This is a genomic window from Thermocatellispora tengchongensis (genome assembly GCF_014202315.1).
GTDB classification, from domain to species: domain Bacteria; phylum Actinomycetota; class Actinomycetes; order Streptosporangiales; family Streptosporangiaceae; genus Thermocatellispora; species Thermocatellispora tengchongensis.
Map to the genome: position 1 here is coordinate 20,813 of NZ_JACHGN010000024.1, position 26,408 is coordinate 47,220.

Below are 26,408 nucleotides of genomic sequence, written 5' to 3' on the forward strand. Positions count from 1 at the left end.
ATGGCCACTCCCGAGACGATGATCGAGGCACGTTCGGCCGGTGAGGTGCTGGCCTGGAGCCGTACCACCCTCGACGCCGCGCTGCGGCCCGCGATCGACACGCTGCCCGCCTCGATGCGGCACATCGCGGGCTACCACTTCGGGTGGTGGGACGAGCACGGCGAGCCGATCGCGGCCGACCGCGGCAAGGCCATCCGGCCCGCCCTCGTCCTGCTGATGGCCGAGGCCATGGGCGGCACTGCGACCGCGGCGGTGCCCGCCGCGGTCGCGGTCGAGCTCGTGCACAACTTCTCCCTGCTGCACGACGACGTCATCGACCGCGACGCGACCCGGCGCCACCGGCCCACGGCCTGGTCGGTGTTCGGGGTCAGCGCCGCGATCCTGGCCGGCGACGCGCTGCTCACCCTGGCCTTCGACATACTCGCCGCCTCCGGCGACACGGTCGGCCCGAGGGCGGCGCGGCAGCTCTCCGCCGCCGTGCTGGAGCTGACCGACGGCCAGAACTCCGATGTCGGGTTCGAGACCCGCGACGACGTCAACTTGGCCGAGTGCCTGCGCATGGCCGAGGGCAAGACCGGCGCGCTCCTCGGCTGCGCCTGCGCCCTGGGCGGCCTGTACGGCGGTGCCCGTCCCGAGCAGATCGAGCACCTCGCCGACTTCGGCCGCCACCTGGGCCTGGCGTTCCAGTTCGTGGACGACCTGCTCGGCATCTGGGGCGACCCGCGGGTCACCGGCAAGCCCGTCCACTCCGACCTGCGCAACCGCAAGAAGTCCCTGCCCGTCGTGGCCGCGCTCACCTCCGGCACCCCCGAGGGGCGCGAGCTGGCCGGGCTCTACTCCGGCGACCGCCCGCTGACCGGTCCCGAACTCGGCCGCGCCGCCGCCCTGGTGGACGCGGCCGGCGCACGCGCGTGGAGCCAGGCCCAGGCCGACGACCTGCTGGCCAAGGCTCTGCGCCACCTCGACGCGGCCGACCCCGCCGTGCGTCCGGGCGCCGAACTCGCCGCCCTGGCCCGGCTCGCGACCCGCCGCGATCACTGATCCACCCCCACCGGAGGCTGACGCCCATGTCGCACTCCCCGCCCCCCTCTCCCGCCCGTCCGCCCGTCACCCTGGTCGCCGACGCGCTGCTCCAGCCCGACGACATCCCCGTCCCGTGCCCCGGCGCCGTCCTCGTCGAAGGCGAGCTGCGCCGCCGCGGGGTCACCACCCGCCGCACCCACCTGCCCATGCACGGCGACGCCCTCACCGCGTTGCTGCCCGCCAACCCCGTCGCCGGCCTGGGCGTGGCCGTCCCGCCGGGCGACCGCGCCTCGTGGCTGGCCGCCCGCTCGGCGGTGGCCGCCTGGCTGTCGGTCGCCGAGGCCCGCACCGTCCTGCTCGCCTCGCCGAGATCCTTCTGCGCCGGGGTGGAGCGCGCGATCGAGGTCGTGGAGCACCTGCTCGACACCCGGGGCGGCCCGATCTACGTGCGCAAGCAGATCGTGCACAACTCCCACGTCGTCTCGGGGCTGGAGCGCCGGGGCGCGGTCTTCGTGGACGAGCTGGACGAGGTGCCCGAGGGCGCCACCGTGGTCTTCTCCGCCCACGGCGTCTCGCCCGCCGTGCACGCCGAGGCCGCCGGCCGCGGCCTGGAGGTCATCGACGCCACCTGCCCGCTGGTCACCAAGGTCCACGCCGAGGCCCGCCGCTTCGCCGCCCGCGGCGACACCGTCGTCCTGATCGGCCACGCCGGCCACGAGGAGGTGGAGGGCACGCTGGGCGAGGCCCCCGGCCGCACCGTGCTGGTGGAGGACGTCGCCGACGCCCTGCGCCTGGAGGTCCCCGACCCGGGCCGGGTCTCCTACCTCACCCAGACCACCCTGGCCGTGGACGAGACGGCCGAGGTGGTGCAGGCGCTGCGCGAGCGCTTCCCCGGCCTGCGCGGCCCCGCCTCCGACGACATCTGCTACGCCACCACCAACCGGCAGAACGCCCTGGCGGCCATCGCCGGGGAGGCCGACCTGGTCCTCGTGGTGGGCTCGCCCAACTCCAGCAACTCGGTGCGCCTGGTCGAGCTGGCCCGGCGCCACGAGACCGCCGCCCACCTCATCGACGACGCCCGCGACATCCGCCCGGAGTGGCTGGCCGGCGTACGCGTGGTCGGCCTGACCGCGGGCGCCTCCGCCCCGCCCCATCTGGTGGACGAGGTGATCACGGCCCTGTCGGGCCTGGGCCGGGTCAGGACCGTCCAGCGCCGCCTGACCGAGGAGACGATCCGGTTCACCCTCCCCAGCGCCGCCCGCTGAGGCGACGTCCGGGCGCCCGAGCGGCACCCCCGGGGCCGCTCGGGCGCCGCTTCGCGGCCACACCTGGCCCCGCTCGGGCGCCGTTTCGCGGCTACGCCCGGCCCCGCTCGGGCGCCGCTTCGCGGCTACTTCGGGTTCGCCGCTACTTCGGGCGCAGGGACGAGCCGCGTGGGTGGAGGGTCACCGGGATCACGCGGGGGTCGCCGGGCGGGCCGCCCTCGATGCGGTGCATGAGCAGGTCCACCGCCTCGCGGGCGGTGCGGGCCGGGTCGAGGTCCACGGCGGTGAGCGCGGGTTCGCTGGTGCGGGCCAGGTGGCTGTCCACGCCCACGGCCACGAGCAGGTCGTCCGGCACCCGTACGCCGCGGTCGCGGGCCAGCCGGAGCAGGCCGGTGGCCAGCCACTGCGGCGGCACGTACACGGCGTCGGGGCGCAGGTCGAGCAGGGCCGCGGCGGCGGAGGCGGCGCTGCTGTCCCGCCTGTCGGGGCGGGCGAGCACCAGGATCGGCTCGCAGCCGCGCTCGGCGGCCCACTCGACGTACGTGCGCTCGGCGTCGGCGAACCAGGACCACTCGATGTCCACCGAGAGCATCGCGACCCGGCGCGCGCCTCCGGCGGCGAAGTGCTCCAGCACCGTCCGGGTGCTCGCGGCGCTGTCGGCGGCCACCCACCAGGGGTCGTCGGGGCGGGTGATGTCGCGGCCCACGGTCACCACCGGGAGCCCGAGCCGGTGGAACATGGCGACCCGCCCGTCGCCGGGCACCGGGTCCAGCACGATCCCGCCGTCGATGCCGAACCGGCGCAGGTCGTCCAGCCGGCGCAGCGGCGGCAACTGGAGCAGCGCCTGGTCGCGCTCGAAGGCGGCCTCGACGGTCTTCATGGTCAGGGAGAGGTAGTAGTCCACGGCCAGGACGTGGTGGTCGTGGGCGTCGGCGCCAGCGGGCAGCAGCATGGCGATGGTGTCGGTCCGGCCCGAGCGCAGACCGCGCGCGTTGCTGTTGGGCCGGTACCCCAGCCGCTCGGCCGCCTCGGCCACCCGGGCGCGGGTGGCGGCGTCCACCCGGCCCTTGCCGTTGAGCACGTGGGACACCGTGGTGACCGAGACCCCCGCCGCTCCGGCCACGTCCTTGATGCCGGGCCGCCTCCCGCGCGTGCCGGTCGCCTCTCCGGAGCCCGCGCGCGCCTGTGAGGTCGTCATGGCGGACAGCTTACGGCCTCGCTGCCAAATCGTTTTGCCGCGGGGTCTTGTCCCGCCAAAACGATTTGGCGTACATTCGCCGCCATGCACGCGAGCAACGTGGCGCGAGCGGGGCACCGGCTGAACGTCCTGTGCTCGGCGCAGCCCTTCGTCACCGGCTGGGCGCTGGTCGAGCTGCGGACCGGCGAGCGCGCGTCCCGGGCGGGCGCGCGGCCCTTCCCCGCCGCCAGCACCAGGAAGGTCGCGGTCCTGATGACCGTGCTCCGCGCCGTGCACGCCAGCGCCCTGGACCTGGACGCGACGCTCGTCGTGGACGGGCGGTACCGGGACCAGGTCTTCACCGGCACCCTGCAACACCTCGACCCCGGGCTCACGCTGTCGCTGCGCGACGCGCTCACCCTCATGATCATCCTCAGCGACAACCTCGCCACCGCCCACGTCATCGACCTCGTCGGCCTCGACGCGGTCAACGACCTGTGCGCGGCGGCCGGGCTCACCGGCACCCGGCACCGCCACGCGCTGATCCCGCCGCTCGCGCCCGACCACCCCGTGGACGCGACGAACGTGACCACCCCCGACGACCAGGCGCGGCTGCTCGAACTCATCGCCCGCGGCGCCGCGGGCGAGGACTCCACCCTGGGCTGCCCGCCCCACCTGTGCGCGTTCGCGCTGGACGTGCTGCGCCGCCAGCAGTTCCGCGACGCGCTGCCCGCACTGCTCCCGTACGGCACCGAGGTCGCGCACAAGAGCGGCGCCGGCTGGCGGGACGTGAGCGACACGGGCGTGATCTACACCGGCGGCCGGCCCGGCTACGTGCTCGCCGTCTACACCGACGAGGTCCCCGCCGTCCTGCCGGACGGGCTGCCCGGGGCCGCAAGGGCGAGGGCCCACATCGCCGATCTCAGCCGTGCGTGCTGGGAGGAGCTCCAGCAGTAACAGGAGGCTCTGTTGTCACGATTCAAGGGCCGCTACCTCGCGGCGTCCACGGCCGTCCTGGCCGCCTGCGCGCTCGCGGGCTGCGGGTACGGCGGCGACGGCGCGGGCTCCCCGGCCGCGACCGGCCAGTCCACGTCCACCGGCGACGGCGTGCTGCGCTTCGCCTACACCGCCTTCCCCTCCACCCTCGACCCGCACAAGGCGTCCACCGCCTGGGACGAGCTGTACACGCTGCACATCTTCGACCGGCTGGTCACCGTCAAACCGGACCAGACGTTCGCCCCCATGATCGCCGAGTCCTGGTCGGGCTCGGACGGCGAGATCACCTTCAAGCTCCGCACCGGCGCCACCTTCCACGACGGCACCCCGATCGACGCCGAGGCCGTGCGCGCGAACCTGGACCGGGCGATGAACGGCGCGGGCTCCACCGCCGAGCCGCTGCTGAAGATGGTGAAGAAGGTCCAGGCCGGCGACGGCGAGATCACCATCGAGTACACCGGAGCGGAGGAGGCCCTGCTGAACGCGCTGGCCCACCGCGGGGGCGCGCTGGTCAGCCCCAAGGCGTTCGGCAACCCCGACCTGGACCGCAACCCGGTCGGCTCCGGGCCGTACCGGGTGACGTCGTACCGGCGCGACGACAAGGTGGTCTACGCGCCGTACGACGGCTACTACGACAAGGCCGCGCAGCGGCTCAAGGGCCTGGAGATGTCCTTCGTCAACGAGGACGACACCCGGCTCAACGGCGTGCGCTCCGGCCAGTACGACGCGACGCTGGTCCGCCCCGAGCAGGTGGACACCGCCAAGGACGCCGGGCTGAAGCTGGAGGAGTTCCTGACCGGGCTGGTCTACCAGCTCAACATCAACTCCGCCCGCTCGGAGTTCGCCGACCAGAAGGTGCGCCAGGCGCTCAACTACGCCGTGGACCGCAAGACCATCAGCGAGAAACTGCTGCTCGGCTCGTGCATCCCCTCGGTGCAGGCCATGCCGCCCGGCCACTGGGCCCACGAGGCGTCGCTGCAGAACGCCTACCCCTACGACCCGGCCAAGGCCAAGGCGCTGCTCGCCGAGGCGGGTGTGCCGAACGGGTTCTCCTTCACCGCCCTGGTGTGGAACAACACCGCGTTCGTGCAGCTCGGCGAGGCGATCCAGGACCAGTTCAAGGCCGTCGGGGTGGACATGAAGCTGCGGCCCATGGCCGCCGACCAGTCCATCGACCTGTACCAGAACCGGCGCGAGGCCGACGCCCTGGTCAGCCAGATCGGCGGCGCCGCCCCCGACCCGGGCCTGATCACCCAGCAGGACTACCTCAAGGACGGCCTGAACAACCCGGGCGGCACCGAGGTGCCGAAGATCACCGAGCTGGCCGGGCAGTCCCCGCCTCGACCGAGCGTGCCGCGCGGCAGAGCGCGTTCCGGGAGATCGCCAAGCTGGCCGCCGACACGGCGTACAACGTGCCGATCTGCAACCGGAAGCTGTACTTCGTGACCAACGAGAAGGTGCGCGACTTCGGCGACCTGCTCACCGGCTACGACGACATGCGCGTCGTCGGCATGGGCTGACCCCGCCGTGATCGCGTACTTCGGCAAGCGGCTGCTCGGGGCGGCGGTGGTGCTGTTCGTGGTCTCGGTGATCACCTTCGGCCTGGCCCTGCTGATCCCCGGCGATCCCGCGATCCACATCGCCGGCGAGCACGCGACCCGGGAGGAGATCGCCGCCGTACGCGCCGAGCTGGGGCTGGACCGGCCGTTCCCGGTCCGCTACCTCGACTGGGCGACGGCGGCGATCCGCGGCGACCTGGGCACCTCGCTGTACAACTCCGAGCCGGTCACCGAGATCCTGGCCGCGCGGCTGCCGGTCACGCTGTCGCTCGCGCTGGCCGCGATGGCGGTCGCGGTGCTGATCTCGCTGCCGCTCGGCACCCTGTCGGCGCTGCGTCCGGGCGGCGTGCTGGACCGGGCGATCTCGGCGGTGACCGCGCTCGCCGTGGCCACGCCGTCGTTCTGGCTCGGGCTGCTGCTGATCCTGGTGTTCGCGATCACCTTCCCGGTGTTCCCCGCGACCGGCTACCGGCCGCTGAGCGACGGCCTCGGCGCGTACGCCGCGCACCTCGCGCTCCCCGCGATCACGCTCGGCGTCGCCGCGGCCGTGGAGCCCACCCGGCAGCTCCGCGCCGCCCTCGCCGACGTGCTCGACACCGACTACATCCGCACCGCCCGCGCCAAGGGCCTGCTCCCGGTCACCATCGTGCGCAAGCACGCGATCAGGAACGCCGCCGTGCCGTACGTCACCGTGATCGGGCTGGAGACCGGCCAGCTCCTCGGCGGCGCGGTGGTCGTGGAGACCGTCTTCGGCCTGCCCGGCCTCGGCACGCTGGCCGAGATCACGGTCACCCGGCAGGACCTGCCGGTGCTCCAGGGCATCGTGCTGGCCGCCACGCTCGTGGTGATCGCCGCCAACCTGGCCGTGGACCTCGCCTACCGCTGGCTCGCCCCCGGGGAGGCCGGATGAAGACCGTGACGCTCCCGCCGGACACGGCATTGCGGCGGCTGATGCGCCGCCGCCGCGACGACTCGCTGTGGTCGCGCCTGCTCCGCCGCCGCGACGTGGTGCTCGCGCTCGCCGTGCTGGGCGCGCTCGCGCTGGTCGCGCTGCTCGCCCCGGTCATCGCCCCGCACGACCCGGTGGACCAGGACCTGCTGCACCGCCTGGAAGGCCCCAGCGCCGCGCACTGGCTCGGCACCGACGAGTCGGGCCGCGACGTGCTCAGCCGGCTGCTGTACGGCACCCGGGTCTCGCTCGGCGCCTCGCTGCTCGCCGTGGCGGTCGCCGCCGGGCTCGGCGTGCCGCTCGGACTGCTCGCCGGCTACCTCGGCGGCGCCCTGGACCTGGCACTCTCGCGGGTCGCGGACGCCGTGCTGTCGATCCCCGGCCTGGTGCTGGCCATCGCCATCGCGACCGCGCTCGGGCCCAGCCTGACCAACGCGATGCTCGCCGTCGGCGTCGTCTACGCGCCCGGCTTCTACCGGGTCGTCCGCGGCTCGACGATCACCGTGCGCGGGCAGACGTACGTGCACGCGGCGATCGTCACCGGGTGCTCCACATGGCGGATCATCGGCCGGCACGTCCTGCCCAACGTCGGCACGCCGATCATCGTCAAGGTCTTCCTCACCTTCGGCTACGCGATCCTGGCCGAGGCCGGCCTGAGCTTCCTCGGCCTGGGCGTGCAGCCGCCCTTGGCGAGCTGGGGGTCGATGCTCAAGCGGGCCGTGCGCTACCTGGAGCAGGCCCCCGCCCTGGTCATCCTGCCCGGCCTGGTGATCCTGATCGCGGTGCTCGCCTTCAACACCGTCGGCGACGGCCTGCGCGACGCGCTGGCCCGCCGGGACAGGGAGCCGTCATGAGCGCCGTAACGAGCGCCGCCATGAGCGACGCCATGAGCCTGGACGTGCGGGGCCTGTCGATCGCGGCGCGCGCCGCGGGCGGGCGTACGGTGCCGCTGGTCACCGACGTGTCCTTCCGGATCGCCCCCGGGGAGGCGTTCGGCCTGGTCGGCGAGTCGGGGTCGGGCAAGTCGATGACCGCGCTCGCGGCCCTCGGGCTGCTGCGGCGCGGAGTCGCGGTCACCGCCGGGTCGGTACGCCTCGGCGGCACCGAGCTGGCCGGGCCCGGCCGCGCGATGCCGGCGGGCGTACGGGGGCGGCGCATCGCCATGGTGTTCCAGGACCCGATGGCCGGGCTCAACCCGGCCATGCGGGTCGGCGAGCAGATCGCCGAGGTGCTGCGGCACCACCTGCGCATGGGCCGGGCCGCCGCCGCCCGCCGCGCCGCCGACCTGCTCGGCGAGGTCGGCATCGAGGCGCCCGCGCGGCGCGCCCGCGACTACCCGCACACCTTCAGCGGCGGCATGCGCCAGCGGGTCATGATCGCGATGGCGCTGGCCTGCGAGCCGGCCGTGCTGATCGCCGACGAGCCGACGACCGCCCTGGACGTGACCGTGCAGGCCCAGATCCTCGACCTCCTGGTGCGCATGCAGGACGAGCGGGGCATGGCCCTGCTGCTGGTCACCCACGACCTGGGCGTGGTCGCCGGCACCTGCCACCGCCTCGCGGTCATGTACGCGGGCCGCCTGGTAGAGGAGGGACCGGTGGGCGAGGTGTTCGACGCGCCGCGCCACCCGTACACGGCCGCGCTGCTCGCCGCCGCGCCCGAGAACGCCATGCGCGGCACCGCCCCGAAGGCGATCCCGGGCACGGTGCCCGCGCCGGGGGCGTACCCGCCGGGCTGCGCCTTCGGCCCCCGTTGCGCGCACGCCCGCCCCGGCCCCTGCGACACCGGCCCCGTGGCGATGACCGAGTCCGACGGCCGCCGGGTCCGCTGCGCCCGCGCGCCGGAGCTGGCCCTGCCGGGGGTGCCGCGATGACCCCGGTGCTGGAGGCGCCCCCGGTGCTGGAGGCGCGCTGTCTGGTCAAGCGGTTCGGCCGCGCCGGCCGCCCGGCGGTGAACGGCGTGTCCTTCGCCGTCGCGCCCGGCGAGACGCTGGCCATCGTCGGCGAGAGCGGGTCGGGCAAGTCCACGACCGCGCGCATGCTGGTCGGCCTCATCCGGCCCGACGCGGGATCGGTGCTGCTCGGCCCGGACGACCTGGCCGCGCTGCGCGGCAGGAGGCTGCGCGCCCGCCGCCGCGACCTGCAGATGGTCTTCCAGGACCCGCTCGGCTCGCTCAACCCGGTCATGCGCGTCGGCGACAGCATCGCCGAGCCGCTGCTGCTCCACACCGACCTGGACGCCGCCGCCCGCCGCGACCGCGTGGCCGACCTGCTCACCCGGGTGGGCCTGCGCCCCGAGCACGCCGACCGGCTGCCGCGCGAGTTCTCCGGCGGGCAGCGGCAGCGGATCGCCATCGCCCGCGCCGTCGCCTGCTCCCCCCGGGTGCTGGTCTGCGACGAGCCGGTCTCGGCGCTCGACGTCTCCACCCAGGCGCAGATCCTGGACCTGCTCGCCGGGCTGCGCGAGAGCACCGGCTTCGGCTGCGTGTTCATCTCGCACGACCTGTCGGTCGTCCGGCTGATTGCCGACCGGATCGGCGTCATGCGCGGCGGCGAGCTGGTCGAGCTGGGCCCGGCCGAGCAGATCTACCAGGACCCGGCACACGAGTACACCAGGGCGCTGGTCTCCGCGGTGCCCTCCCTGCACGCCAGAAGGAAGGTCACGTGAACACCCGGCTGCCGGAAGTGCACGTCCACGGCGAGGGGAGGGCGGCCGGCCGCGCGTACGGCGAGGCCGCCCGGGACCTCGTGCTGCGGCACCACGAGATGATCGTCCGCGGGCTCGCCGCCCGGGGCATGGAGCTGCCCGAGGCCCAGGCGCACGTGGCCGCCGTGCGCGCGGCGACCGCGGCCGTCGCGCCCGCCCTGGCGGCCGAGGTGGACGGCGTCGGCGAGGGCGCGGGCCTGACCCCGGACGACGGCTGGATACTCCAGCTCCGCGCCGAGCTGACCGGCTGGAACATCGCCCCGCCCGAGTGCAGCTCGCTCGCGCTGGTGTCCCCCGCCCGGCCGGGCGGCCCGCTCGCCGCGCAGAACGCCGACCTGCCGCCGCAGGCGGGCCCGCTGTTCCTGGCGCTGCGCCGGACCTTCGCCGACCGGCCCGCCCTGCTCACCATCACCCCCGCCGGCCAGCTCGGCCACCACGGCATGAACGAGGCGGGCGTGACGGTCTTCGGCAACTTCCTGCGCACCCCGGAGTGGGGCGTGGGCGTGCCCCGCTACCTGCTCACCCGGCTGGCGCTGGCCGAGACCTCGCGGCACGCGGCGGCCGACGCCGTGGCCGCCGTGCCCCGGTCCGGCCCGCGCAACCTGCTCATCGCCGACGACGAGGGCGCCCTGGACATCGAGACCACCCCGTCGGGCACCGCCCGCCTGGACCCCTCGCCCGAGGGCGTCCTGCCGCACACCAACCACTTCCTCACCGAGCTGGCGGTCCAGGAGAGCGCGCCGCCGGAGTGGCTGCGCAACTCCCGGGCCCGCCTGGCCCGCCTGGAGGAGCTGCTGACCCCGGACGCGAGCCCGGAGGACGTGGCCGAGGTCCTGGCCGACCGCGCCGGCGCGCCCGACGCCCTGTGCCACCTCGCCGCCGACGCGCCCCACCTCGACATCGCCACCGTGATCTCCACGATCGCCGAGATCCGCGCCCGCCGCCTGCGCGTCTGCGCCGCCCCGCCCGGCCCGTACGCCCTGTACCCCGTGAAGGAGCCCACGTGACCGATCTGGTCTACCTCCCCGCGACCGAGGCGCTGGCCCGGTTCGCCGCCCGCGAGCTGTCGCCCGTCGAGCTGCTGACCGCGGTCATCGCCCGCGCCGAGGCGGTCGAAGACGAGATCAACGCCTTCGCCGAGCGCTGGTACGACACCGCGCTGACCGCCGCCCGCGAGGCCGAGGGCCGCTACCTGCGCGGCGAGGCCCGCCCGCTGGAGGGCCTGCCGGTGGCGCTGAAGGAGGAGCAGCCGATCGCCGGGCACCCGCTGCGCGACGGGTCGCTGCTGCTGCGCGACAACGTGGCCACCGTCACCCACCCCATCGTGGACCGGATCGTGGCCGCGGGCGGGATCGTGCACGCCCGCACCACCACGCCGGAGTTCTGCGCGGCCGGGTTCACCCACAGCGACCTGTGGGGGATCACCCGCAACCCGTGGAGCCGGTCCCACTCGGCGGGCGGCTCGTCCGGAGGCTCCGGCGCGGCCCTGGCGGCGGGCACGGCGGCGCTGGCCACCGGCTCCGACATCGGCGGCTCGATCCGCATCCCGGCCGCCTTCAACGGCGTGGTGGGCTACAAGCCGCCGTACGGGCGGGTGCCGGGGCTGCCGCCGTACAACCTGGACCACTACTGCCACGACGGCCCGATGGCCAGGACCGTCGCCGACTGCGCCCTGCTGGAGAACGTCATCGCCGGCCAGGACCCGCGCGACGCGGTGTCCCTCCCCGCGCCGCCGCCGATCCCGCCGTACCGGGGGAACGTGGCCGGGCGCCGGGTGGCCCTGTGCGTCCACCTCGGCGACTACCCGGTCGAGGACGAGGTGGAAGCGGCCCTCCGGAACGCGGCCGAGGCGCTGACGGCCGTCGGCGCGGTGGTGGAGGAGATCGAGCTGCCCTGGCGCCGCGAGGAGATCATGCGCGCCGCGTGGGCCCACTACGGCGCCATCTTCGGCCCGATCATCGCCGAGGAGGTGGCCGCGCACGGCGAGGGCATCACCCGCTACGCCCGCGACTTCATGGAGCGCGCGCTCGGCGCCGAGGCGTCGTTCTACGAGGCCCTGAAGATCGAGGCCAGGGTGCACGCCGACCTCGCCGAGGTGTTCGCCCGGTTCGACGCGCTGCTGTGCCCCGCGTCCGGAACGCCGGCGCTCGCCGCGGGGGAGGACTACGTGGAGTCACCGCCGGTCGTGGCCGGGGTGACCCTGGACCACAACCTGGAGGTGCCGCTGACGGTCCCGTTCAACCTCGCCGGCCGGTGCCCGGTGCTGAGCGTGCCCACCGGCCGGTCCCGCGCCGGCGTGCCGACCGGAGCCCAGGTGGTCGGGCGTCCGTACGACGACCACACCGTCTTCGAGGTCGGCGCCGCGGTCACCGCGGCCCTGCCCTGGTACGCCGACGCCGCCTGGCGCCCCGAGCTGTAAGGAGATCGCCCATGAAGCGCCGGCACGGCGTCGAGCTCACCTACTACGACCTCGGGCGCACGCCCTTCTTCGCCTGCGCGGCCGACCAGCGCTTCTCGTACTGCCTGTACGTCCCGGAGACCTACGACGAGGCCGGCGCCAAGGTGTACGACCTGGTCGTCCTGGTCCACGGCACCGACAGGACCGCCGCCGAGTACCGCAACCTGTTCGCCGAGTGGGCCGAGCAGCGCGACTGCGTGGTGCTTGCCCCGCTCTTCCCCGCGGGGATCGGCACCCCGGGCGAGCTGCACGACTACAAGTTCATCGACTACGGCGGCATCAGGTTCGACCGCGTGCTGCTGTCCATGGTGGACGAGGTCGCCGCCAAGTACCGCGTGGACGCCCGCCGCATGCTCATGCACGGCTTCTCCGGCGGCGGCCAGTTCGCGCACCGCTTCCTCTACCTGCACCCCCGCCGCCTGCGCGCCGTCTCCATCGGCGCGCCGGGCCTGGTCACCCTGCTCGACCCCCGCTGGCCCTGGTGGGCCGGGACCCGCGACATGGCCGCCCGCCTCGGCGCCGAGCCCGACCTGCCCGCCATGCGCGAGGTCGCCGTCCAGATGATCGTCGGCGCCGAGGACACCGACACCTGGGAGATCACCGTCACCCCCCGCGACCACCTGTGGGTCGAGGGCGCCGACGCCGCCGGCGCCACCCGCATCGACCGCATCACCGCCCTGCGCCGCAGCTTCGAACGCGCCGGAATCCCGGTCCGCCTGGACGTCGTCCCCGGCGCCGCCCACGACGGCTTCACGGTCCTGGACACCGTCCGCGACTTCTTCACGCCCTACACGTCGGCCTTCAGCTCGGATCGGGCAGTGCGAACTCCAGGCAGGTGACGCCGCGGAGGTCGAGCCAGGCGCGGCCGGGGCCGCGGACCAGGCGGAACAGGACGGCCTCGCAGCCGGGGCAGCGGCCGACCAGGCCGGGGGCGTTGGTGTAGAGGACGGCCTGGGCGACGGTGGCGACGTTGCCGCAGGAGGCGCAGGTGCCGGTGGCGGCGGTGAGGTCGGTGGTGAAGATCTCGCGCAGGGCGCCGGCCGCCGCGTTGCCGTCGAGGTGGTCGGTGCTCATGCGGGTCCTCCCGTGGGGCCGAAGCGTTCGGTGCGGATCAGGGCGGGGTCGTGGCCGGCGGCCACCAGCAGGTCGGCGGCGGCCTCGACGAAGCCGGTGGGGCCGCACACGAAGCACAGCGGGCGCCGGTCGGGCGGCCAGGCGGCGGCGCGGACCAGGCCGGCGTCGATGCGGCCGGCCGGGCGGGGGTGTCCCCCGGGGGCCTTGCGGGTGTAGACGTAGGTCGGGGTGACGGCCTCGGCGTGGGTCTCCAGCTCCGCGGCGTACAGCATGGCGGAGTGCTCGCGGACGGAGTACAGCAGGCGGAACGGGGCGGTGCTGCCGGCCGCGGCGCGGGTGCGGATCATGGCCATCAGCGGCACGATGCCCGAGCCGCCCGCGACGAGCTGCACCGGCGTGGCGTCGGCGCGGGCCGGGTCCCAGACGAACCAGCCGCCGACGGGGCCGCGGATGTCGATCCGATCGCCGACCTCCAGCACCTCCACCAGGTACGGCGACACCTCGCCGTCGGGCACCAGCTCCACGGTCAGCTCCACCCGGGCGCCGTCGGCGGCCGAGGCGATGGAGTAGGACCGCTGGGCGGAGTAGCCGTCGGGGGCGGTCAGTCGGACGTCCACGTGCTGCCCGGCGACGTGGCCCGGCCAGCCGGGCACGTCCAGGACGATGGTGCGGGCGTTCGGCGTCTCCTGGCGCAGCGCCGCCACGGTGGCGACGCGCCAGGTCAGTCTCCCCAGTACCGTTGCTCGCGCCATGGGTCTCCGTAGTTGTGGTAGCCGGCGGTCTCCCAGAAGCCCGGCTCGTCGTCGTGCAGCAACTGGATGCCGCGCACCCACTTGGCGCTCTTCCACAGGTACAGGTGCGGGACCAGCAGCCGGGCCGGGCCGCCGTGCTCGGGTTCCAGGGGCTCGCCCTCGAACTCGTAGGCGATCCACGCCTGGCCGTCGAGGAGGTCCTGCAGCGGCAGGTTGGTGGTGTAGCCGCCGTAGGAGTGGACCAGGGCGTACTCGGCGGCGCTCTCGACGTCCTCGAACAGGGTGTCCAGCGACACCCCGCGCCAGGACGTGCCGAGCTTGGACCACTTGGTGACGCAGTGCAGGTCCACGGTCGGGGTCTGCGCGGGCAGCGCCATCAGCGCGGCCCAGTCCCAGGCGTGCTTCTCCCCGGTCTCGGTGGTGATCGTGAACTCCCAGTCCTCGGTACGCAACCGGGGCGTGGGCCCGGCCGACAGCACGGGGAAGTCGGTCACGAGATACTGCCCCGGAGGCAGATCCGGGTCGCCGGACCGCCGCCGTCCGAAGAAGCCACGAGACACGGTGGCCATGGCGTCTCACCTCCGTAGCAGAGCGCCCGACAAGCGTGCCGGATTGCCACGGGAGTGACAAGCAGCCCGCCTTGTCCAGTTTCGCATGTCGTTCTCGCCGGTCACGGGCGGCGGCGGTAGGCGCGCAGCCACAGGTCGATCCCGGCGTCCACGATGGCGTCGAGCTCGTCGTCGGGAAGCTCGCGCAGGCCGAACCGGCTGCGGTCGAGCGCGTCGTTGAGGGTCAGCACCACGAGCTGGTGGGCGGCGAGCGCGGGGTCGGCCACGTCGAGGACGCCGGTGGCGGCCTGCCGCTCGATCTCGCGGGCGAGCGACAGCTCGAAGGGCGAGCGGACCTGGGTCCATTCCGCCAGCAGCTCGGGGTGGCGCATCTGCTCGGTGATGACCAGGCGGCGGACGGCGGCGACGTCTCCCTGCCGGTTCAGCCGCGCCATGAGCCGGAACGTCGTACGCAGGTCGTGCTCAAGGTCGCCGGTGGCGGTCAGCCTGCCCGCGAACACATCCGCTGAGCCCGCGGTGACCGCGTGCTGCACCGCCTGGACGACCGCGGTGAACAACTGCTGCTTGCCGGCGAAGTTGTTGTAGATCGTCTGCTTCGACACCCCCGCCTCGGCGGCGATGACGTCGAGGTTCGCGTCGGTGTAGCCGTGCCGCAGGAACACCCGTTTGGCGGCCTCGATGATCTCCTGCCGCTTCCCGGGGCGGCCCCGGCGCCGGGGGGCCGCTTGACTTTCTGGACTCACGAGTCCAACAATAGCCAAGGAATAACTGGACTATCGAGTCTAAGAAAGGTGGGGACATGGCCGACGAAGACGTGGTGATCGTGGGCGGCGGGCCCAACGGGCTGATGACGGCGATCGAGCTGGCGCTCGGCGGGGTACGGCCGCTGGTGCTGGAGCGGCTGCCGGAGCCGGCCACACTGCCCAAGGCCAACGGCCTGGTCGGCCGGGTCGTGCAGGCGATGGACTACCGCGGCCTGTACGAGCGCTTCAGCGGCGAGCCCGGTCCGCCCACCCCGGCCCCGTACTTCTCCTTCGGCGCCCTGACCCTGGACATGGCCGGGTGGGACGGCAACGCGCTCTACACCCTGCCCATCCCGCAGCGCCGGATCGAGGAACTGCTGGAGCGGCGGGCGTCGGAACTGGGCGTACGCATCCGGCGCGGGCACGAGGTGACCGGGCTGGGTCAGGACGCCGGCGGCGTGACGGTGGACGTACGAGGCCCGCAGGGCGGCTATGAGCTGTGCGCGCGGTTCCTGGTCGGCGCGGACGGCGGGCACAGCACGGTCAGGAAGCTGGCCGGGATCGGCTTCCCCGGGGTGACCGAGGAGCGTTTCGCCGGGCACACCGGGCAGGCTCTGATCGACGCGCCGGTCGCCGTGCCCGGCGGCCACGGCGATCTGGACGTCCCCGGGGTGGGCCGGCTGCGTCCGGCGTCGTTCCTGCGCACCGAGCGCGGCTGTTTCGCGCACGCGATGTTCCGGCCGGGCGTCTACAGCGTCGCCGCCTTCGAGTGGGACCGGCCGCCCGCCGCGGAGGCGACGTTCCAGGACCTGCGGGCGGCGGTCTGCCGGGTCCTCGGCGCGGAGATCCCGATGAGCGAGCCGCCCGCCGAGCAGGGCGGGGCGTCGGTCAGGGTGCACGCCGGGATCAACTCCCGGCTGGCGGCGCGCTATCGCGCGGGCCGGATGTTCCTGGTCGGCGACGCCGCGCACGTCCAGTCCTCGGTGGGCGGGCCGGGGCTGAACCTGGGGCTGCAGGACGCGCTCAACCTGGGCTGGAAGCTGGCCGCGACCGTACGCGGCTGGGCGCCGGAGGACCTGCTGAGCACCTACGAGTCGGAACGCCGGCCGGTGGCCGAGCGAGTGATCATGCACAGCCGGGCGCAGACGGCCCTGCTGTCCCCGGGGCCGGACATCACCGCGCTGCGCGAGGTGTTCGGCGAGCTGCTGCGCGAGCCGGGCAACGTGCGGCACATCTCCGACCTGATGTCGGGCGCGGACACCCGCTACCCCGCCGGGTACGCCCCCGCCCACGCCCTCGCCGGCGGTTGGATGCCGGACCTGCCGCTGGCCGGGCGGGCCACCAGGGTGGCCGAACTGCTGCGTACGGCCCGGCCGCTGCTGCTCGACCTGGCCGGGCGACCGGAGTCGGTGGCGGCCGGCGCGGAGTGGGGTGAGCGGGTGGCGGTCGCCACCGCGTACGCCGAGGACCGTCCCGCCGACGCGGTACTGATCCGCCCCGACGGCTACGTGGCCTGGGCCGCCACCGGGCGGCCCGACCCCGACGGGCTCAGGCTGGCCCTGCGCACCTGGTTCGGCGACCCTCCGGCGCCGGTGGCGTAGCGCTCAGCGGGTGGCGGCCCGCTCGCGGGGGAGGATCGCCATCGCCACGATCGCCGAGAGCAGGAGCAGGGCGGTGCCGACGATGAAGGCGCGGCTGTAGCCGGCGGCGGGTGCGCCGTGGACGGCCGCGGCCACGGTGGCCAGGGCGGCCAGGCCGAGCGAGCCGCCCACCTGGCGCGAGGTGTTCAGCAGGCCGGACAGCAGGCCCGCCTCGCCGGGGCCCGCGCCCGAGGTGCCGGCCAGCGCGGCCGGGGTGAAGGCCAGCGAGCCCCCGAAGCACATGACCAGGCCGGGCAGCAGCACGCCGGTCACGTAGTCGCCGGCCATGACCGCCTGCCAGGCGAACCCGGCCGCGCCGATCAGCGAGCCGGCGGCGACCAGCGTACGGCGGCCGAAGCGGGGCATCAGCCGCGCCGACAGCCGGGAGCTCGCCATCATGGTCAGCGTGTGCGGGATGAAGGCCAGCCCGGTCTGGACCGGGGTGTAGCCGAGATCGACCTGCATGTGCAGCGACATGAAGTACCACATCGCGATGTACGCCGCGCCCGTGATCAGCATCACCAGCGTGCCGCCCGCCACCTGCCGGGAGCGGAGGAGGTGGAGCGGCACCAGCGGTGTGCGGCCGCGTCCGGTCAGGCGCCGCTCCCACAGCAGGAACGCGCCCAGCGCCACCGTCCCGGTCGCGAGCGGGGCGAGCGTCTGCCAGGCCGCCCAGCCGTACGTTTCGCTCTGCACGGTGCCGAACGCCACCAGCGAGATGCCCGACGTGACCAGGATCGTGCCCAGCACGTCCAGGCCGCCGCCGCCGAGGCGCACCCGGCTCTCGGCCAGCAGCGGCACCGCCGCCGCCACGATGGCCACCCCGACCGGCACGTTGATCAGCAGAATCCAGCGCCAGGACAGGTACTCCGTCAGCACCCCGCCCAGGATTCCGCCGACGGCCCCGCCCACCGCGCCGACGGCGGTCCAGGACGCGATGGCCCGGGTGCGGCGTGGCCCCTCGGTGAAGGTGGTGGTCAGGATCGTCAGCGTGGCGGGCGCGAGCACGGCGGCGCCGAGCCCCTGCACGACCCGCGCCGCGATCAGCAGCCCGGGGGTGTCGGCGAGCCCGCCGAGCAGGCTGGACACCGTGAACAGGGTCACCCCGGCCACGAACACCCGCTTGCGCCCGGCCAGGTCGGCGATCCGGCCGCCGAGCAGCAGCAATCCGGCGAACGTCAGCGAGTAGGCGTTGACCACCCACTGCAGCCCCGTGTCGTCGAAGCCGAGGTCGGCCTTGATGGCGGGCAGCGCGATGTTGACGATCGAGACGTCCAGCACCACCATGAACTGGCCCAGACAGGCCAGCACCAAAACGGCGCCGTACGCACGCGAGCCCCCCTCGGGGGCAAGCCGCGCGGTGGACTTTTCCTGCTCTGCCCCCTGACTCACCTGCGACATTCTAGGGAGTGAGGATTTTCCGCCTCACACCGGGAACCGCCATGGGCCGATCGGCCAAGTACCGGGTGATCGACCGCAGGGATCCCCCGAGAGGACAACGACGTGGCGAGCGCCCGGGCACTACTCGACGGCGCGGCCATGGACGACTCGTCATTGATCGAGCGTTCGCTGGCCGAGCCGGAACTCTTCGCGGTGCTGTTCGACCGGCACAGCGACGAGATCTTCCGCTACACCGCCCGCCGGCTGGGCGCCGAGATCGCCGAGGACGCGGTGGCGGACGTGTTCCTGATCGCCTTCCGCCGCCGCCACCGTTACGACGCCGCCCGCGCGGACGCCCGGCCGTGGCTGTACGGCATCGCCACCAACGTCGTCGCCCAGAACCGCCGGGCCGAGCGGCGGCGCAACCGGGCCATGGCCCGCATCGCGCCCGACCGGCCGGGCAGCTTCGACGAGCGCAGCGCCGAGCGCGTCACCGCCGAACGGCTCCAGCCGAGGCTGGCGCGCATCCTGCTCGGCCTGAGCGCGGCGGAGCGGGACCTGCTCCTGCTCGTGGCCTGGGCCGAGCTCACCTACGAGGACGCCGCCCAGGCCCTGGGCATCCCCATCGGCACCGTACGCTCCCGCCTGCACCGCGTACGCGCGAAGGTGCGCCGGGCGCTGGGCGGCGCCGACCCCTTCGACCCCGACGCATGAGCTGGAGAGACCTCCCATGATGGACGAAGAGATCAAGGTGTTCGCGGACGCCCGCCCGGCCGCGCCCTCGTACGGAGGGGAGGCGCGCGAGCGCGCGAGGCGCCGCCTGATGGCGGAGGCGGGGCGCCGCCGCACGTTCCCGCTGCTCGGCGGCGCGACGGGGGCGCGCCGCTTCCTGGGCTGGCAGGCCGTGGGCGCGTTCGCCGTGACGGTGGCCCTGGTGGGCGGGGTCACCGTCGCCGTCGGCTCGCAGGGCGGCCCCGCCTCCGTGGCCGGGCCCGCCTCGCGCCCGGAGTCGGCGGTCGTGGCCCGGTCCGGCGACTTCCCGGAACTGGAGCCGAAGCCCGGCCAGTTCCTGCTGTTCGAGTCCACGACCATGTACACGAGCGAGGGCGACGGCGAGATCTGGCTCTACCGCACCAACCGCAAGATGTGGCGTCCGGTGCACGGCGGCACGTCGGGTCTGCTGGAGATCGAATGGCTTGAGCCCCGGCCGTACCCCGGGCAGACGGTGCCGGAGGTGGCGAAGGAGGATGCGGAGGTCACCTCGCACTACGAGATCAAGGGCTACTGCCCCGGCGCGCCCGAGGAGGTGCGCCGCGACTACGCGTACCTGAGCACGCTCCCGGCGGACGCCGGGGAGATGCGCGCGTTCCTCTACCGGCAGCCGCACGGCGACGACGGCGACGACGACGCGTACGCCTTCGACGCCCTCAACGAGCTGTTCCGGGAGTCGTACATGCCGAGGGCGCAGCGCGAGGCCGCCTTCGAGGCCGGCAGGACGATCCCGGGCGTGACGGTGGCGCAGGACGTCGAGGACGCCGCGGGCCGCAAGGGCATCGCGCTCGGCCGGGAGCAGCACGGCCTGCTCACCCAGCTCATCTTCGACCCGGAGACGTTCGACTTCCTCGGCGAGCGCGGCACGGTGACCGGCACGGTGACTCCGCCGGCCCCCGTGGGCAGCACCCTCGCCCTGACCGCGCAGACCGGCGTCACGGTGGTGGACGCGCTGCCCGAGGACGTCACCGACGTCAATCCGGACGGAAGCTGCGACCCGGCCGGCGGGACGCGCGAGCCCGTCGGCTGACCTTCCGGGAATATACCCCCCATGGGTATGGTTGAGAGGGCCGGCAGCCATACCCATGGAGGACGCGGAGGTACCGATGGCGCACCATCACGAACACGCCCGGCACGGCCACGGGAAGGCGACGTGGCGCATGGCGGCGTCGGCCACCCTGCACTGCCTCACCGGCTGCGCCATCGGCGAGGTGCTGGGGCTGGTGATCGCCACCGCGCTGGGCTGGGGCGACGTGCCGTCGATCGCGCTGGCCGTCGTGCTGGCGTTCTTCTTCGGCTACCTGCTCACGCTGATGCCGCTGCGCCGGGCGGGCGTGGGCTGGGGCAGCGCCATCAAGCTGGCCCTGGCCGCCGACACGGTCTCGATCCTGGTCATGGAGATCGTGGACAACGGGGTCATGCTGGCCGTCCCCGGTGCCATGGACGCCGCCCTGACCTCGGTCCTGTTCTGGGGCGCCCTCGCCTTCAGCCTCGCGGTGGCCTTCGTGGTCACCACCCCGGTGAACAAGTGGATCATCGGCAAGGGCCGGGGGCACGCGGTGGTGCACGCCTACCACCAGTGACCCTTTTCCACCCTCCCGCCCCTGCGAACCGGGGTTCGGTGGGTCAGGCCCGCGCTATCAGATGTTCGATGCCGTCCAGGATGCGCTGGAGGCCGAACTCGAAGGCCCGGTCGGGAGCCGCCGCCGCGTTGTAGGCCGCGCCGGCGGCGGCGCCCACTCTGGCCGCGGTGGGGTGGCGGTCGGCGTCGAAGACCTTCTCCAGCAGCGGGGCCCATTCCTGCCACCACTGCTCGTCGGTCTTGCCGGTGTCGCGCTCCACCTGGCGCTGCTCCACGGCGGTGCGCACGGCGCCGTGCACGTAGTCGGACACCAGGGTGACCACCAGGTCCATCTCGATGTCGGTGAGGCCCAGGCCGTCCACGGCGCGCAGGTCGCGGTCGTACTTGGCGATCATGTTGGGGCCGAGGACCGGGCGGACCGTGGTGACGACCTGGAGCAGCCAGGGGTGGCGCAGGTAGAGGTCGCGGCTCTGGCGGGCGATGCGGGCCAGGCGGGCGCGCCAGCCCTCCTCCGCGGCCGGGTCCTCCTCCACGAGGGTCTCGCCGATCACGGTGTCGAGCATCACGTCGATCAGCTCGGCCTTGCCGGGGACGTAGGTGTACAGCGACATGGCCGTCACGCCGAGCTTGTCGGCGACGCGCCGCATGGACAGCGCGGCCAGGCCCTCGGCGTCGGCGATCTCGATGGCGACCCGGGCGATCCCGGCGACGGTGAACCGGGGCTTGGGCCCGCGCTTGGGACGGGAGTCCTGAAGGCCCCACAGCAGCTCGATGCTGCGCTTGGGGTCGCCGCCGCTCGTCTGCTCCGTGGTCACGTCGCCATTCTCCTCTGGAAATCCCGCTGGAAACTCTCTACAGCGTAAGCTATACTCGCCGCGTTACTCCATACACCGTAGAGAGATATGGAGATGGTCATGGGGAACGCGGTGGTCGCCGCGGGGCTGCGCAAGGCGTACGGGGGCGGGGACAAGCGCCACGTCGCGCTCGACGGCCTCGATCTGACGGTGCCGGCCGGCACCGTGCACGGGCTGCTCGGGCCGAACGGCGCGGGCAAGAGCACGACCGTGCGCATCCTGTCCACGCTGCTGCGGCCTGACGCCGGGCGGGCCGAGGTGCTCGGGCACGACGTCGTACGCGAGGCGTCCCGGGTGCGCTACCTGATCGGCATGGTCGGGCAGAACGCGGCGGTCGATGAGATTCTGAGCGGGCGGCAGAACCTGGCCATGTTCGGCCGCCTGTACCACCTGAGCGGCAAGGAGGCCGACCGGCGCGCGGACGAGCTGCTGGAGCTGTTCGGCCTGGCCGGCACCGGGCGCAAGCCGGTCAAGGAGTACTCCGGCGGCATGCGGCGCCGCCTCGACCTGGCCGCGGGGCTGATCCTCTCGCCGCGGGTGCTGTTCCTGGACGAGCCCACGACCGGGCTCGACCCGCGGGGCCGCACCGAGGTCTGGTCGGCCGTGCGCACGCTGGTCGAGGCCGGCACCACCGTGCTGCTCACCACGCAGTACCTGGAGGAGGCCGACCAGCTCGCGCACGACATCTCGGTCATCGACAAGGGGCGCGTCGTGGCAGGGGGCACGCCGGACGCGCTGAAGGCGAAGCTCGGCGGCGACCGGATCGAGTTCGTGGTGCACGACGCGTCCGACCTCGCGCCGGCGGCGGCCCTGGCCACCCGCCTGGGCGACGGTGAGGCCGAGATCGACGAGGACGCCCGGCGCGTCGGCGTGCCGGTGAAGGACCGGGTGTCGGCGCTGATCGCGCTGGCCCGCGCACTCGACGAGGCCGGCATCGCGGTGGAGGACATCGCGCTGCGCCGGCCCACCCTGGACGAGGTCTTCCTGACGATGACGGGGGTGGCGGCATGAACACCGTGGGATCGCGGCTCGGGTGGGCCGTGCGCGACGGGTGGACGATCACCCGGCGCGACCTGACCCACCTGGCCAACCAGCCGTGGCAGCTCGTGGTGTCGCTGCTGTTCCCGATCATGATGGTGCTGATGTTCGGCTACCTGCTCGGCGGCGCCATGACGGTGCCGGGCGGGGGCGACTACCGGGAGTTCCTGCTGCCCGGCATGTTCGGCCTGACCATGGTGTTCGGCCTGGAGCGCACGCTGATCGCGATCAGCACGGACGCCTCCAAGGGGGTCACCGACCGGTTCCGCTCGATGCCCATGTCGGGCTCGGCGGTGGTGCTCGGCCGCTGCGCGGCCGACCTGCTCGACTCGGTGGTCGTACTGGCGATCCTGGCGGGCTGCGGCCTGCTGATGGGCTGGGACTGGCACCGCGGCCTGGACCAGGCGGCGCTGGCGTTCGGGCTGCTGCTGTGGCTGCGCTTCGCGATGTTGTGGGTCGGCATCTATCTGGGCCTGATGCTGCCAGGGCCGGAGATGGTGATGGCCGCGCAGATCCTGGTCTGGCCGTTCGGCTTCCTGTCCAGCACCTTCGCCTCCCCCGACACCATGCCGGGCTGGCTCGGCGCGGTCGTGGAGTGGAACCCGCTGTCGGCCACGGTGTCGGCGGCCCGGGAGCTGTTCGGCAACCCGGGCGTGGGCGGCGACTCCTGGGCCGCGGCGAACGCCCTGCCGCTGGCCCTGGCCTGGCCGCTGCTGCTCACCGCGATCTTCTTCCCGCTGTCCGTACGCCGCTACCGCCGCCTCAGCCGCTGAAGAGAGGAATCACGTGTCGCAGGATCCGATCAGGGTCGCCGGAGCCCGGGAGAACAACCTCAAGCACGTCTCGGTGGAGATCCCCCGGCGCGAGCTGACCGTCTTCACCGGCGTGTCAGGGTCGGGGAAGTCGTCGCTGGTGTTCGACACCATCGCCGCCGAGGCGCAGCGCCAGCTCAACGAGACCTTCACCGCCTTCCAGCGTACGTTCCTGCCCAAGTACGGCCAGCCGGCGGTGGACTCGATCGAGAACCTCTCGGCCGCGATCGTGGTGGACCAGAAGCGGATCGGCGGCAACTCCCGCTCCACCGTCGGCACGGTCACCGACATCTACGCCCTGCTGCGGCTGCTGTTCTCCCGGATCGGCACCCCGCACGCCGGGGAGTCCTCCCGGTTCTCCTTCAACGACCCCGCCGGCATGTGCCCGGAGTGCGAGGGGATCGGCAAGGTGATCACGCTCGACCTGGACCGGTTCCTGGACCGGTCGAAGTCGTTGAACGAGGGCGCGCTGCTGCACCCGCAGTTCGCGGTGGGCGGCTGGTTCTGGGGGATCTACGCCAACTCCGGGCTGTTCGACAACGACAAGAAGCTGTCGGACTACACCGAGGACGAGTGGGAGCTGCTGCTGCACGGCTCCGGGGTGAAGGTGCCGCTCTCCTGGCAGGGCGGCCAGGTGAACTCCAGCTACGAGGGTGTGGTCACCAAGTTCACCCGGCTGTACATCAAGAAGGACACCGGCGAGATGTCCGAGCGCAACCGGGAGGTCTTCCAGCGGTTCGTCACCTCGGCGGTCTGCCCGCTGTGCCGCGGCGCCCGGCTCAACCAGGCGGTGCTGGAGTGCCGGATCGGCGGCCGGAACATCGCCGAGATGGCCGCGATGGAGGCCGGCGACCTGGTCGGGGTGCTGGCCGCGATCGACGACCCGGTCGCGCGGCCCATCGTGGCCGGCCTGGTCGAGCGACTGGGCAACCTGGTCGCGATCGGGCTCGGCTACCTGAGCCTGGACCGCGAGACCGCCACGCTGTCGGGGGGCGAGTCGCAGCGGATCAAGATGGTGCGCCACCTCGGCAGCGCCCTGATCGACATGCTCTACATCTTCGACGAGCCCAGCGTCGGCCTGCACCCGCGCGATGTGCGCATGCTCAACGACCTGCTGCGCAAGCTGCGCGACAAGGGCAACACGGTGCTGGTCGTGGAGCACGACCGCGACGTGATCGAGATCGCCGACCACGTGGTGGACATGGGGCCGGGGGCGGGCGCGCACGGCGGCGAGGTGGTCTACCAGGGCCCGGTCACCGGCCTCGCGGAGTCGGGCACCCTGACCGGTACGCACCTGCGCCACCGGCTCCCGGTCAAGACCGAGGTCCGCGAGCCCACCGGCAAGATGATGATCAGCGACGCGACCCTGCACAACCTGCGAGGCGTGACGGTGGGCATCCCCACCGGCGTGCTGACCGTGGTCACCGGCGTGGCCGGGTCGGGCAAGAGCACCCTGATCAACGAGGTGTTCCTGCGGCAGCACCCGGGCGCCATCGCCATCGACCAGTCGGCGGTGGGCGCCTCGATCCGGTCCACCCCGGCCACCTACACCGGCCTGATGGACCCGGTGCGCAAGCTGTTCGCCACGGCCAACGGGGTGAGCCCGGCGCTGTTCAGCTTCAACTCCAAGGGCGCCTGCCCCGAATGCCAGGGTCTCGGCATCGTCTACACCGACCTGGCGTTCATGGAGGGGCTGCGCTCGCGCTGCGAGGCGTGCGGCGGACGGCGGTTCCGGGAGGAGGTGCTCGGGCACACCCTGCGCGGCCGGTCGATCAGTGACGTTCTGGACATGACCGCCGCGGAGGCGCTGGAGTTCTTCGCCGGGGAGCGCAAGCTGCGCCCGGTGCTCCAGGCGCTGAACGACGTGGGCCTGGACTACCTGACCCTGGGCCAGCCGCTGAGCACGCTGTCGGGCGGCGAGTGCCAGCGGATCAAGCTGGCCACCGAGCTGCACAAGACCGGAACGGTGTACGTCATGGACGAGCCGACGACCGGCCTGCACATGTCGGACGTCGGGAACCTGCTCCGGATCATCGACGGGCTGGTCGAGCGGGGCAACTCGGTGATCGTGATCGAGCACGACCTGGACGTGATCAAGAACGCCGACTGGATCATCGACCTGGGCCCCGAGGGCGGCGCGAAGGGCGGCCGGGTCCTGTTCGAGGGCCCGCCCGCCCGGCTGCTGACCGCGACCGGCTCCCACACGGCGGAGTACGTACGCGCCGACGTCGGCTGAGGCACCCCGGCCGGCCGGGCGGGCTCACCGGGTGCGGGCGGCCCGCCACAGGGTGATCGCGATCCACAGGCCGCCGAGCGCCACCAGCGCGCCGTGCGCGATCCGGATCGCGGGCGTGCCGAAGAACTGCGGGAGCAGCAGGGCGAAGCCGATCGCCAGCGGCAGGCCGCTCCACCGCTGCGGCATCCCGGAGCGGTGGAGCGCCACCGCCGCGAGCACCGCGGCGGCGCCGAGCAGCAGCAGGCCGGCGGCGAACGTCGCGATGGCGGCGGGGACGTAGCGGACCTGGTCGAACAGCTCGATCAGCGAGGCGTCCCCGTCGCGCACGGCCCGCTGTGCGATGGCGTGCAGCCCGAACGTCTCGGCCCCGTAGTACGGCAGCGTGAGCCCGACGCCCGCCCACCCGGCGACCACGGCGGCCGGGCCCGCGCGCCCCGGCGTCATCCGGCGCAGCGCCATCAGCCCGGCGGCGAACAGCACGTACGCGGCGCACGCGGCGAGGTGGGCCGCGATCCACGCCCCGGACGACAGCGCCACGGCCCCCGCCATCGTGGTCTCGTCGGAGTAGGGCCGGGTGGCCTGGTACAGCAGGAACAGCACTCCCGCCGCGCCGAACGCGAACGCCCCGGCACGGGCGGTGAAGCCGGTGAAGCCGGTGGAGTCGGTGGAGCCGGTGACGCCGGCGGAGGTCGTGGTGCCGGCGGGGACGGTGAGGGGGGCCATGCGCTGCTCCTTGTCGGGACCGGTGATCCGTGCCGAGAGCACCGCTCTCGACTGCTGCAAGCATGCGGCAAAGCGGCGCACTCTGTCAAGAGCAGTGCTCT

General features: G+C 73.6%; 26 protein-coding genes. 18 read left to right on the plus strand and 8 right to left on the minus strand.

Annotation, left to right across the window (positions count from 1 at the left end; genetic code table 11):
• Both HNP84_RS40610 and ispH read left to right on the plus strand, forming a co-directional pair.
• Positions 1-1,041: a family 2 encapsulin nanocompartment cargo protein polyprenyl transferase gene (locus HNP84_RS40610; RefSeq protein WP_185055402.1), complete on the plus strand. Its 1,041-nt coding sequence runs from the start codon at positions 1-3 to the stop codon at positions 1,039-1,041.
• A gap of 26 nt (positions 1,042-1,067) precedes the next feature.
• A complete protein-coding gene (gene ispH, locus HNP84_RS40615) occupies positions 1,068-2,288 on the plus strand; it encodes a 4-hydroxy-3-methylbut-2-enyl diphosphate reductase (protein WP_185055403.1) in 1,221 nt (406 codons plus the stop codon).
• A gap of 142 nt (positions 2,289-2,430) precedes the next feature.
• Here ispH and HNP84_RS40620 read toward each other — a convergent pair whose 3' ends face one another.
• Positions 2,431-3,486, minus strand: coding sequence for a LacI family DNA-binding transcriptional regulator (locus HNP84_RS40620; protein WP_185055404.1), 1,056 nt, complete (start codon positions 3,484-3,486; stop codon positions 2,431-2,433).
• Between the two features lie 84 nt (positions 3,487-3,570).
• Between HNP84_RS40620 and HNP84_RS40625 the strand changes: the two genes are divergently transcribed.
• The 9 genes from HNP84_RS40625 (at position 3,571) to HNP84_RS40665 (ending at position 12,972) form a co-directional block, all read left to right on the plus strand.
• Complete coding sequence (locus HNP84_RS40625; protein ID WP_185055405.1) at positions 3,571-4,422, plus strand: serine hydrolase; 852 nt, start codon at positions 3,571-3,573, stop codon at positions 4,420-4,422.
• Between the two features lie 12 nt (positions 4,423-4,434).
• Entirely contained in the window at positions 4,435-5,907 is a 1,473-nt protein-coding gene (locus tag HNP84_RS40630; RefSeq protein ID WP_185055406.1) for an ABC transporter substrate-binding protein, read from the plus strand.
• Between the two features lie 81 nt (positions 5,908-5,988).
• Positions 5,989-6,930 (plus strand): ABC transporter permease, encoded by a 942-nt coding sequence (locus HNP84_RS40635; protein ID WP_185055407.1) that lies wholly within the window; start codon positions 5,989-5,991, stop codon positions 6,928-6,930.
• Entirely contained in the window at positions 6,927-7,823 is an 897-nt protein-coding gene (locus HNP84_RS40640) for an ABC transporter permease (RefSeq protein WP_185055408.1), read from the plus strand. Before HNP84_RS40635 ends, HNP84_RS40640 begins: the two co-directional genes overlap by 4 nt.
• On the plus strand, positions 7,820-8,842 hold the full coding sequence (locus HNP84_RS40645) for an ABC transporter ATP-binding protein (protein WP_246519306.1): 1,023 nt from the start codon (positions 7,820-7,822) through the stop codon (positions 8,840-8,842). Before HNP84_RS40640 ends, HNP84_RS40645 begins: the two co-directional genes overlap by 4 nt.
• On the plus strand, positions 8,839-9,636 hold the full coding sequence (locus HNP84_RS55545) for an ATP-binding cassette domain-containing protein (RefSeq protein WP_185055409.1): 798 nt from the start codon (positions 8,839-8,841) through the stop codon (positions 9,634-9,636). Before HNP84_RS40645 ends, HNP84_RS55545 begins: the two co-directional genes overlap by 4 nt.
• Positions 9,633-10,682, plus strand: a complete 1,050-nt coding sequence (locus HNP84_RS40655) for a C45 family autoproteolytic acyltransferase/hydrolase (protein WP_185055410.1) — start codon at positions 9,633-9,635, stop codon at positions 10,680-10,682. The genes HNP84_RS55545 and HNP84_RS40655 overlap by 4 nt, the downstream gene beginning before the upstream one ends.
• On the plus strand, positions 10,679-12,094 hold the full coding sequence (locus HNP84_RS40660) for an amidase (protein WP_185055411.1): 1,416 nt from the start codon (positions 10,679-10,681) through the stop codon (positions 12,092-12,094). The genes HNP84_RS40655 and HNP84_RS40660 overlap by 4 nt, the downstream gene beginning before the upstream one ends.
• A gap of 11 nt (positions 12,095-12,105) precedes the next feature.
• Entirely contained in the window at positions 12,106-12,972 is an 867-nt protein-coding gene (locus HNP84_RS40665; protein WP_185055412.1) for an alpha/beta hydrolase family protein, read from the plus strand.
• On the opposite strand, the gene HNP84_RS40670 is transcribed toward HNP84_RS40665, so the two are convergent.
• The 4 genes from HNP84_RS40670 to HNP84_RS40685 form a co-directional block, all read right to left on the minus strand.
• The gene (locus HNP84_RS40670) at positions 12,935-13,207 is read right to left on the minus strand and encodes a DUF6510 family protein (protein WP_185055413.1); all 273 of its coding nucleotides are present in this window, start codon (positions 13,205-13,207) and stop codon (positions 12,935-12,937) included. The two genes, HNP84_RS40665 and HNP84_RS40670, sit on opposite strands and share 38 nt — an antisense overlap.
• Positions 13,204-13,959 (minus strand): ferredoxin reductase, encoded by a 756-nt coding sequence (locus HNP84_RS40675; protein ID WP_185055414.1) that lies wholly within the window; start codon positions 13,957-13,959, stop codon positions 13,204-13,206. Before HNP84_RS40675 ends, HNP84_RS40670 begins: the two co-directional genes overlap by 4 nt.
• Positions 13,929-14,528, minus strand: a complete 600-nt coding sequence (locus tag HNP84_RS40680) for a sulfite oxidase-like oxidoreductase (RefSeq protein WP_185055415.1) — start codon at positions 14,526-14,528, stop codon at positions 13,929-13,931. The genes HNP84_RS40675 and HNP84_RS40680 overlap by 31 nt, the downstream gene beginning before the upstream one ends.
• Positions 14,529-14,629: 101 nt before the next feature.
• Positions 14,630-15,271 carry a TetR/AcrR family transcriptional regulator gene (locus tag HNP84_RS40685; RefSeq protein WP_185055416.1) on the minus strand — a complete coding sequence of 214 codons (642 nt, stop codon included), beginning with the start codon at positions 15,269-15,271 and terminating at the stop codon, positions 14,630-14,632.
• A gap of 56 nt (positions 15,272-15,327) precedes the next feature.
• Here HNP84_RS40685 and HNP84_RS40690 point away from each other — a divergent pair, with 56 nt between their 5' ends.
• Positions 15,328-16,872: an FAD-dependent monooxygenase gene (locus HNP84_RS40690; RefSeq protein ID WP_185055417.1), complete on the plus strand. Its 1,545-nt coding sequence runs from the start codon at positions 15,328-15,330 to the stop codon at positions 16,870-16,872.
• Between the two features lie 3 nt (positions 16,873-16,875).
• Here HNP84_RS40690 and HNP84_RS40695 read toward each other — a convergent pair whose 3' ends face one another.
• Complete coding sequence (locus HNP84_RS40695; protein ID WP_312926841.1) at positions 16,876-18,303, minus strand: MFS transporter; 1,428 nt, start codon at positions 18,301-18,303, stop codon at positions 16,876-16,878.
• Positions 18,304-18,414: 111 nt separating this feature from the next.
• Between HNP84_RS40695 and HNP84_RS40700 the strand changes: the two genes are divergently transcribed.
• The 3 genes from HNP84_RS40700 to HNP84_RS40710 all read left to right on the plus strand — a co-directional run bounded on the left by HNP84_RS40700 (position 18,415) and on the right by HNP84_RS40710 (position 20,645).
• Entirely contained in the window at positions 18,415-19,005 is a 591-nt protein-coding gene (locus HNP84_RS40700) for an RNA polymerase sigma factor (protein WP_312926842.1), read from the plus strand.
• Positions 19,006-19,021: 16 nt separating this feature from the next.
• Positions 19,022-20,092, plus strand: a complete 1,071-nt coding sequence (locus HNP84_RS40705) for a CU044_5270 family protein (RefSeq protein WP_185055419.1) — start codon at positions 19,022-19,024, stop codon at positions 20,090-20,092.
• Between the two features lie 76 nt (positions 20,093-20,168).
• Positions 20,169-20,645, plus strand: a complete 477-nt coding sequence (locus HNP84_RS40710) for a DUF4396 domain-containing protein (RefSeq protein WP_221337371.1) — start codon at positions 20,169-20,171, stop codon at positions 20,643-20,645.
• A 43-nt stretch (positions 20,646-20,688) separates the two neighbouring features.
• Here the strand turns inward: HNP84_RS40710 and HNP84_RS40715 are convergent, their stop codons facing one another.
• The gene (locus HNP84_RS40715) at positions 20,689-21,459 is read right to left on the minus strand and encodes a TetR/AcrR family transcriptional regulator (RefSeq protein WP_185055421.1); all 771 of its coding nucleotides are present in this window, start codon (positions 21,457-21,459) and stop codon (positions 20,689-20,691) included.
• Positions 21,460-21,558: 99 nt separating this feature from the next.
• Between HNP84_RS40715 and HNP84_RS40720 the strand changes: the two genes are divergently transcribed.
• The 3 genes from HNP84_RS40720 to HNP84_RS40730 are packed head-to-tail and all read left to right on the plus strand — an operon-like array spanning position 21,559 to position 25,584.
• Complete coding sequence (locus tag HNP84_RS40720; RefSeq protein ID WP_185055422.1) at positions 21,559-22,509, plus strand: ATP-binding cassette domain-containing protein; 951 nt, start codon at positions 21,559-21,561, stop codon at positions 22,507-22,509.
• Complete coding sequence (locus HNP84_RS40725) at positions 22,506-23,309, plus strand: ABC transporter permease (RefSeq protein WP_185055423.1); 804 nt, start codon at positions 22,506-22,508, stop codon at positions 23,307-23,309. Before HNP84_RS40720 ends, HNP84_RS40725 begins: the two co-directional genes overlap by 4 nt.
• A 13-nt stretch (positions 23,310-23,322) precedes the next feature.
• Complete coding sequence (locus tag HNP84_RS40730; protein WP_185055424.1) at positions 23,323-25,584, plus strand: ATP-binding cassette domain-containing protein; 2,262 nt, start codon at positions 23,323-23,325, stop codon at positions 25,582-25,584.
• Positions 25,585-25,608: 24 nt separating this feature from the next.
• Here HNP84_RS40730 and HNP84_RS40735 read toward each other — a convergent pair whose 3' ends face one another.
• The gene (locus HNP84_RS40735) at positions 25,609-26,307 is read right to left on the minus strand and encodes a hypothetical protein (protein WP_185055425.1); all 699 of its coding nucleotides are present in this window, start codon (positions 26,305-26,307) and stop codon (positions 25,609-25,611) included.
• Between the last annotated feature and the right edge of the window lie 101 nt (positions 26,308-26,408).

Bases quoted from the DNA above. Each gene is read 5' to 3' on its own strand.
- HNP84_RS40690 (WP_185055417.1), top strand. From the start codon at position 15,328: ATGGCCGACGAAGACGTGGTGATCGTGGGCGGCGGGCCCAACGGGCTG.
- HNP84_RS40675 (WP_185055414.1), bottom strand. From the start codon at position 13,959: ATGGCGCGAGCAACGGTACTGGGGAGACTGACCTGGCGCGTCGCCACC.
- HNP84_RS40735 (WP_185055425.1), bottom strand. From the start codon at position 26,307: ATGGCCCCCCTCACCGTCCCCGCCGGCACCACGACCTCCGCCGGCGTC.
- HNP84_RS40610 (WP_185055402.1), top strand. From the start codon at position 1: ATGGCCACTCCCGAGACGATGATCGAGGCACGTTCGGCCGGTGAGGTG.
- HNP84_RS40665 (WP_185055412.1), top strand. From the start codon at position 12,106: ATGAAGCGCCGGCACGGCGTCGAGCTCACCTACTACGACCTCGGGCGC.
- HNP84_RS40720 (WP_185055422.1), top strand. From the start codon at position 21,559: ATGGGGAACGCGGTGGTCGCCGCGGGGCTGCGCAAGGCGTACGGGGGC.
- ispH (WP_185055403.1), top strand. From the start codon at position 1,068: ATGTCGCACTCCCCGCCCCCCTCTCCCGCCCGTCCGCCCGTCACCCTG.
- HNP84_RS40620 (WP_185055404.1), bottom strand. From the start codon at position 3,486: ATGACGACCTCACAGGCGCGCGCGGGCTCCGGAGAGGCGACCGGCACG.
- HNP84_RS40710 (WP_221337371.1), top strand. From the start codon at position 20,169: ATGGCGCACCATCACGAACACGCCCGGCACGGCCACGGGAAGGCGACG.
- HNP84_RS55545 (WP_185055409.1), top strand. From the start codon at position 8,839: ATGACCCCGGTGCTGGAGGCGCCCCCGGTGCTGGAGGCGCGCTGTCTG.
- HNP84_RS40640 (WP_185055408.1), top strand. From the start codon at position 6,927: ATGAAGACCGTGACGCTCCCGCCGGACACGGCATTGCGGCGGCTGATG.
- HNP84_RS40705 (WP_185055419.1), top strand. From the start codon at position 19,022: ATGATGGACGAAGAGATCAAGGTGTTCGCGGACGCCCGCCCGGCCGCG.
- HNP84_RS40680 (WP_185055415.1), bottom strand. From the start codon at position 14,528: ATGGCCACCGTGTCTCGTGGCTTCTTCGGACGGCGGCGGTCCGGCGAC.
- HNP84_RS40670 (WP_185055413.1), bottom strand. From the start codon at position 13,207: ATGAGCACCGACCACCTCGACGGCAACGCGGCGGCCGGCGCCCTGCGC.
- HNP84_RS40725 (WP_185055423.1), top strand. From the start codon at position 22,506: ATGAACACCGTGGGATCGCGGCTCGGGTGGGCCGTGCGCGACGGGTGG.
- HNP84_RS40625 (WP_185055405.1), top strand. From the start codon at position 3,571: ATGCACGCGAGCAACGTGGCGCGAGCGGGGCACCGGCTGAACGTCCTG.
- HNP84_RS40645 (WP_246519306.1), top strand. From the start codon at position 7,820: ATGAGCGCCGTAACGAGCGCCGCCATGAGCGACGCCATGAGCCTGGAC.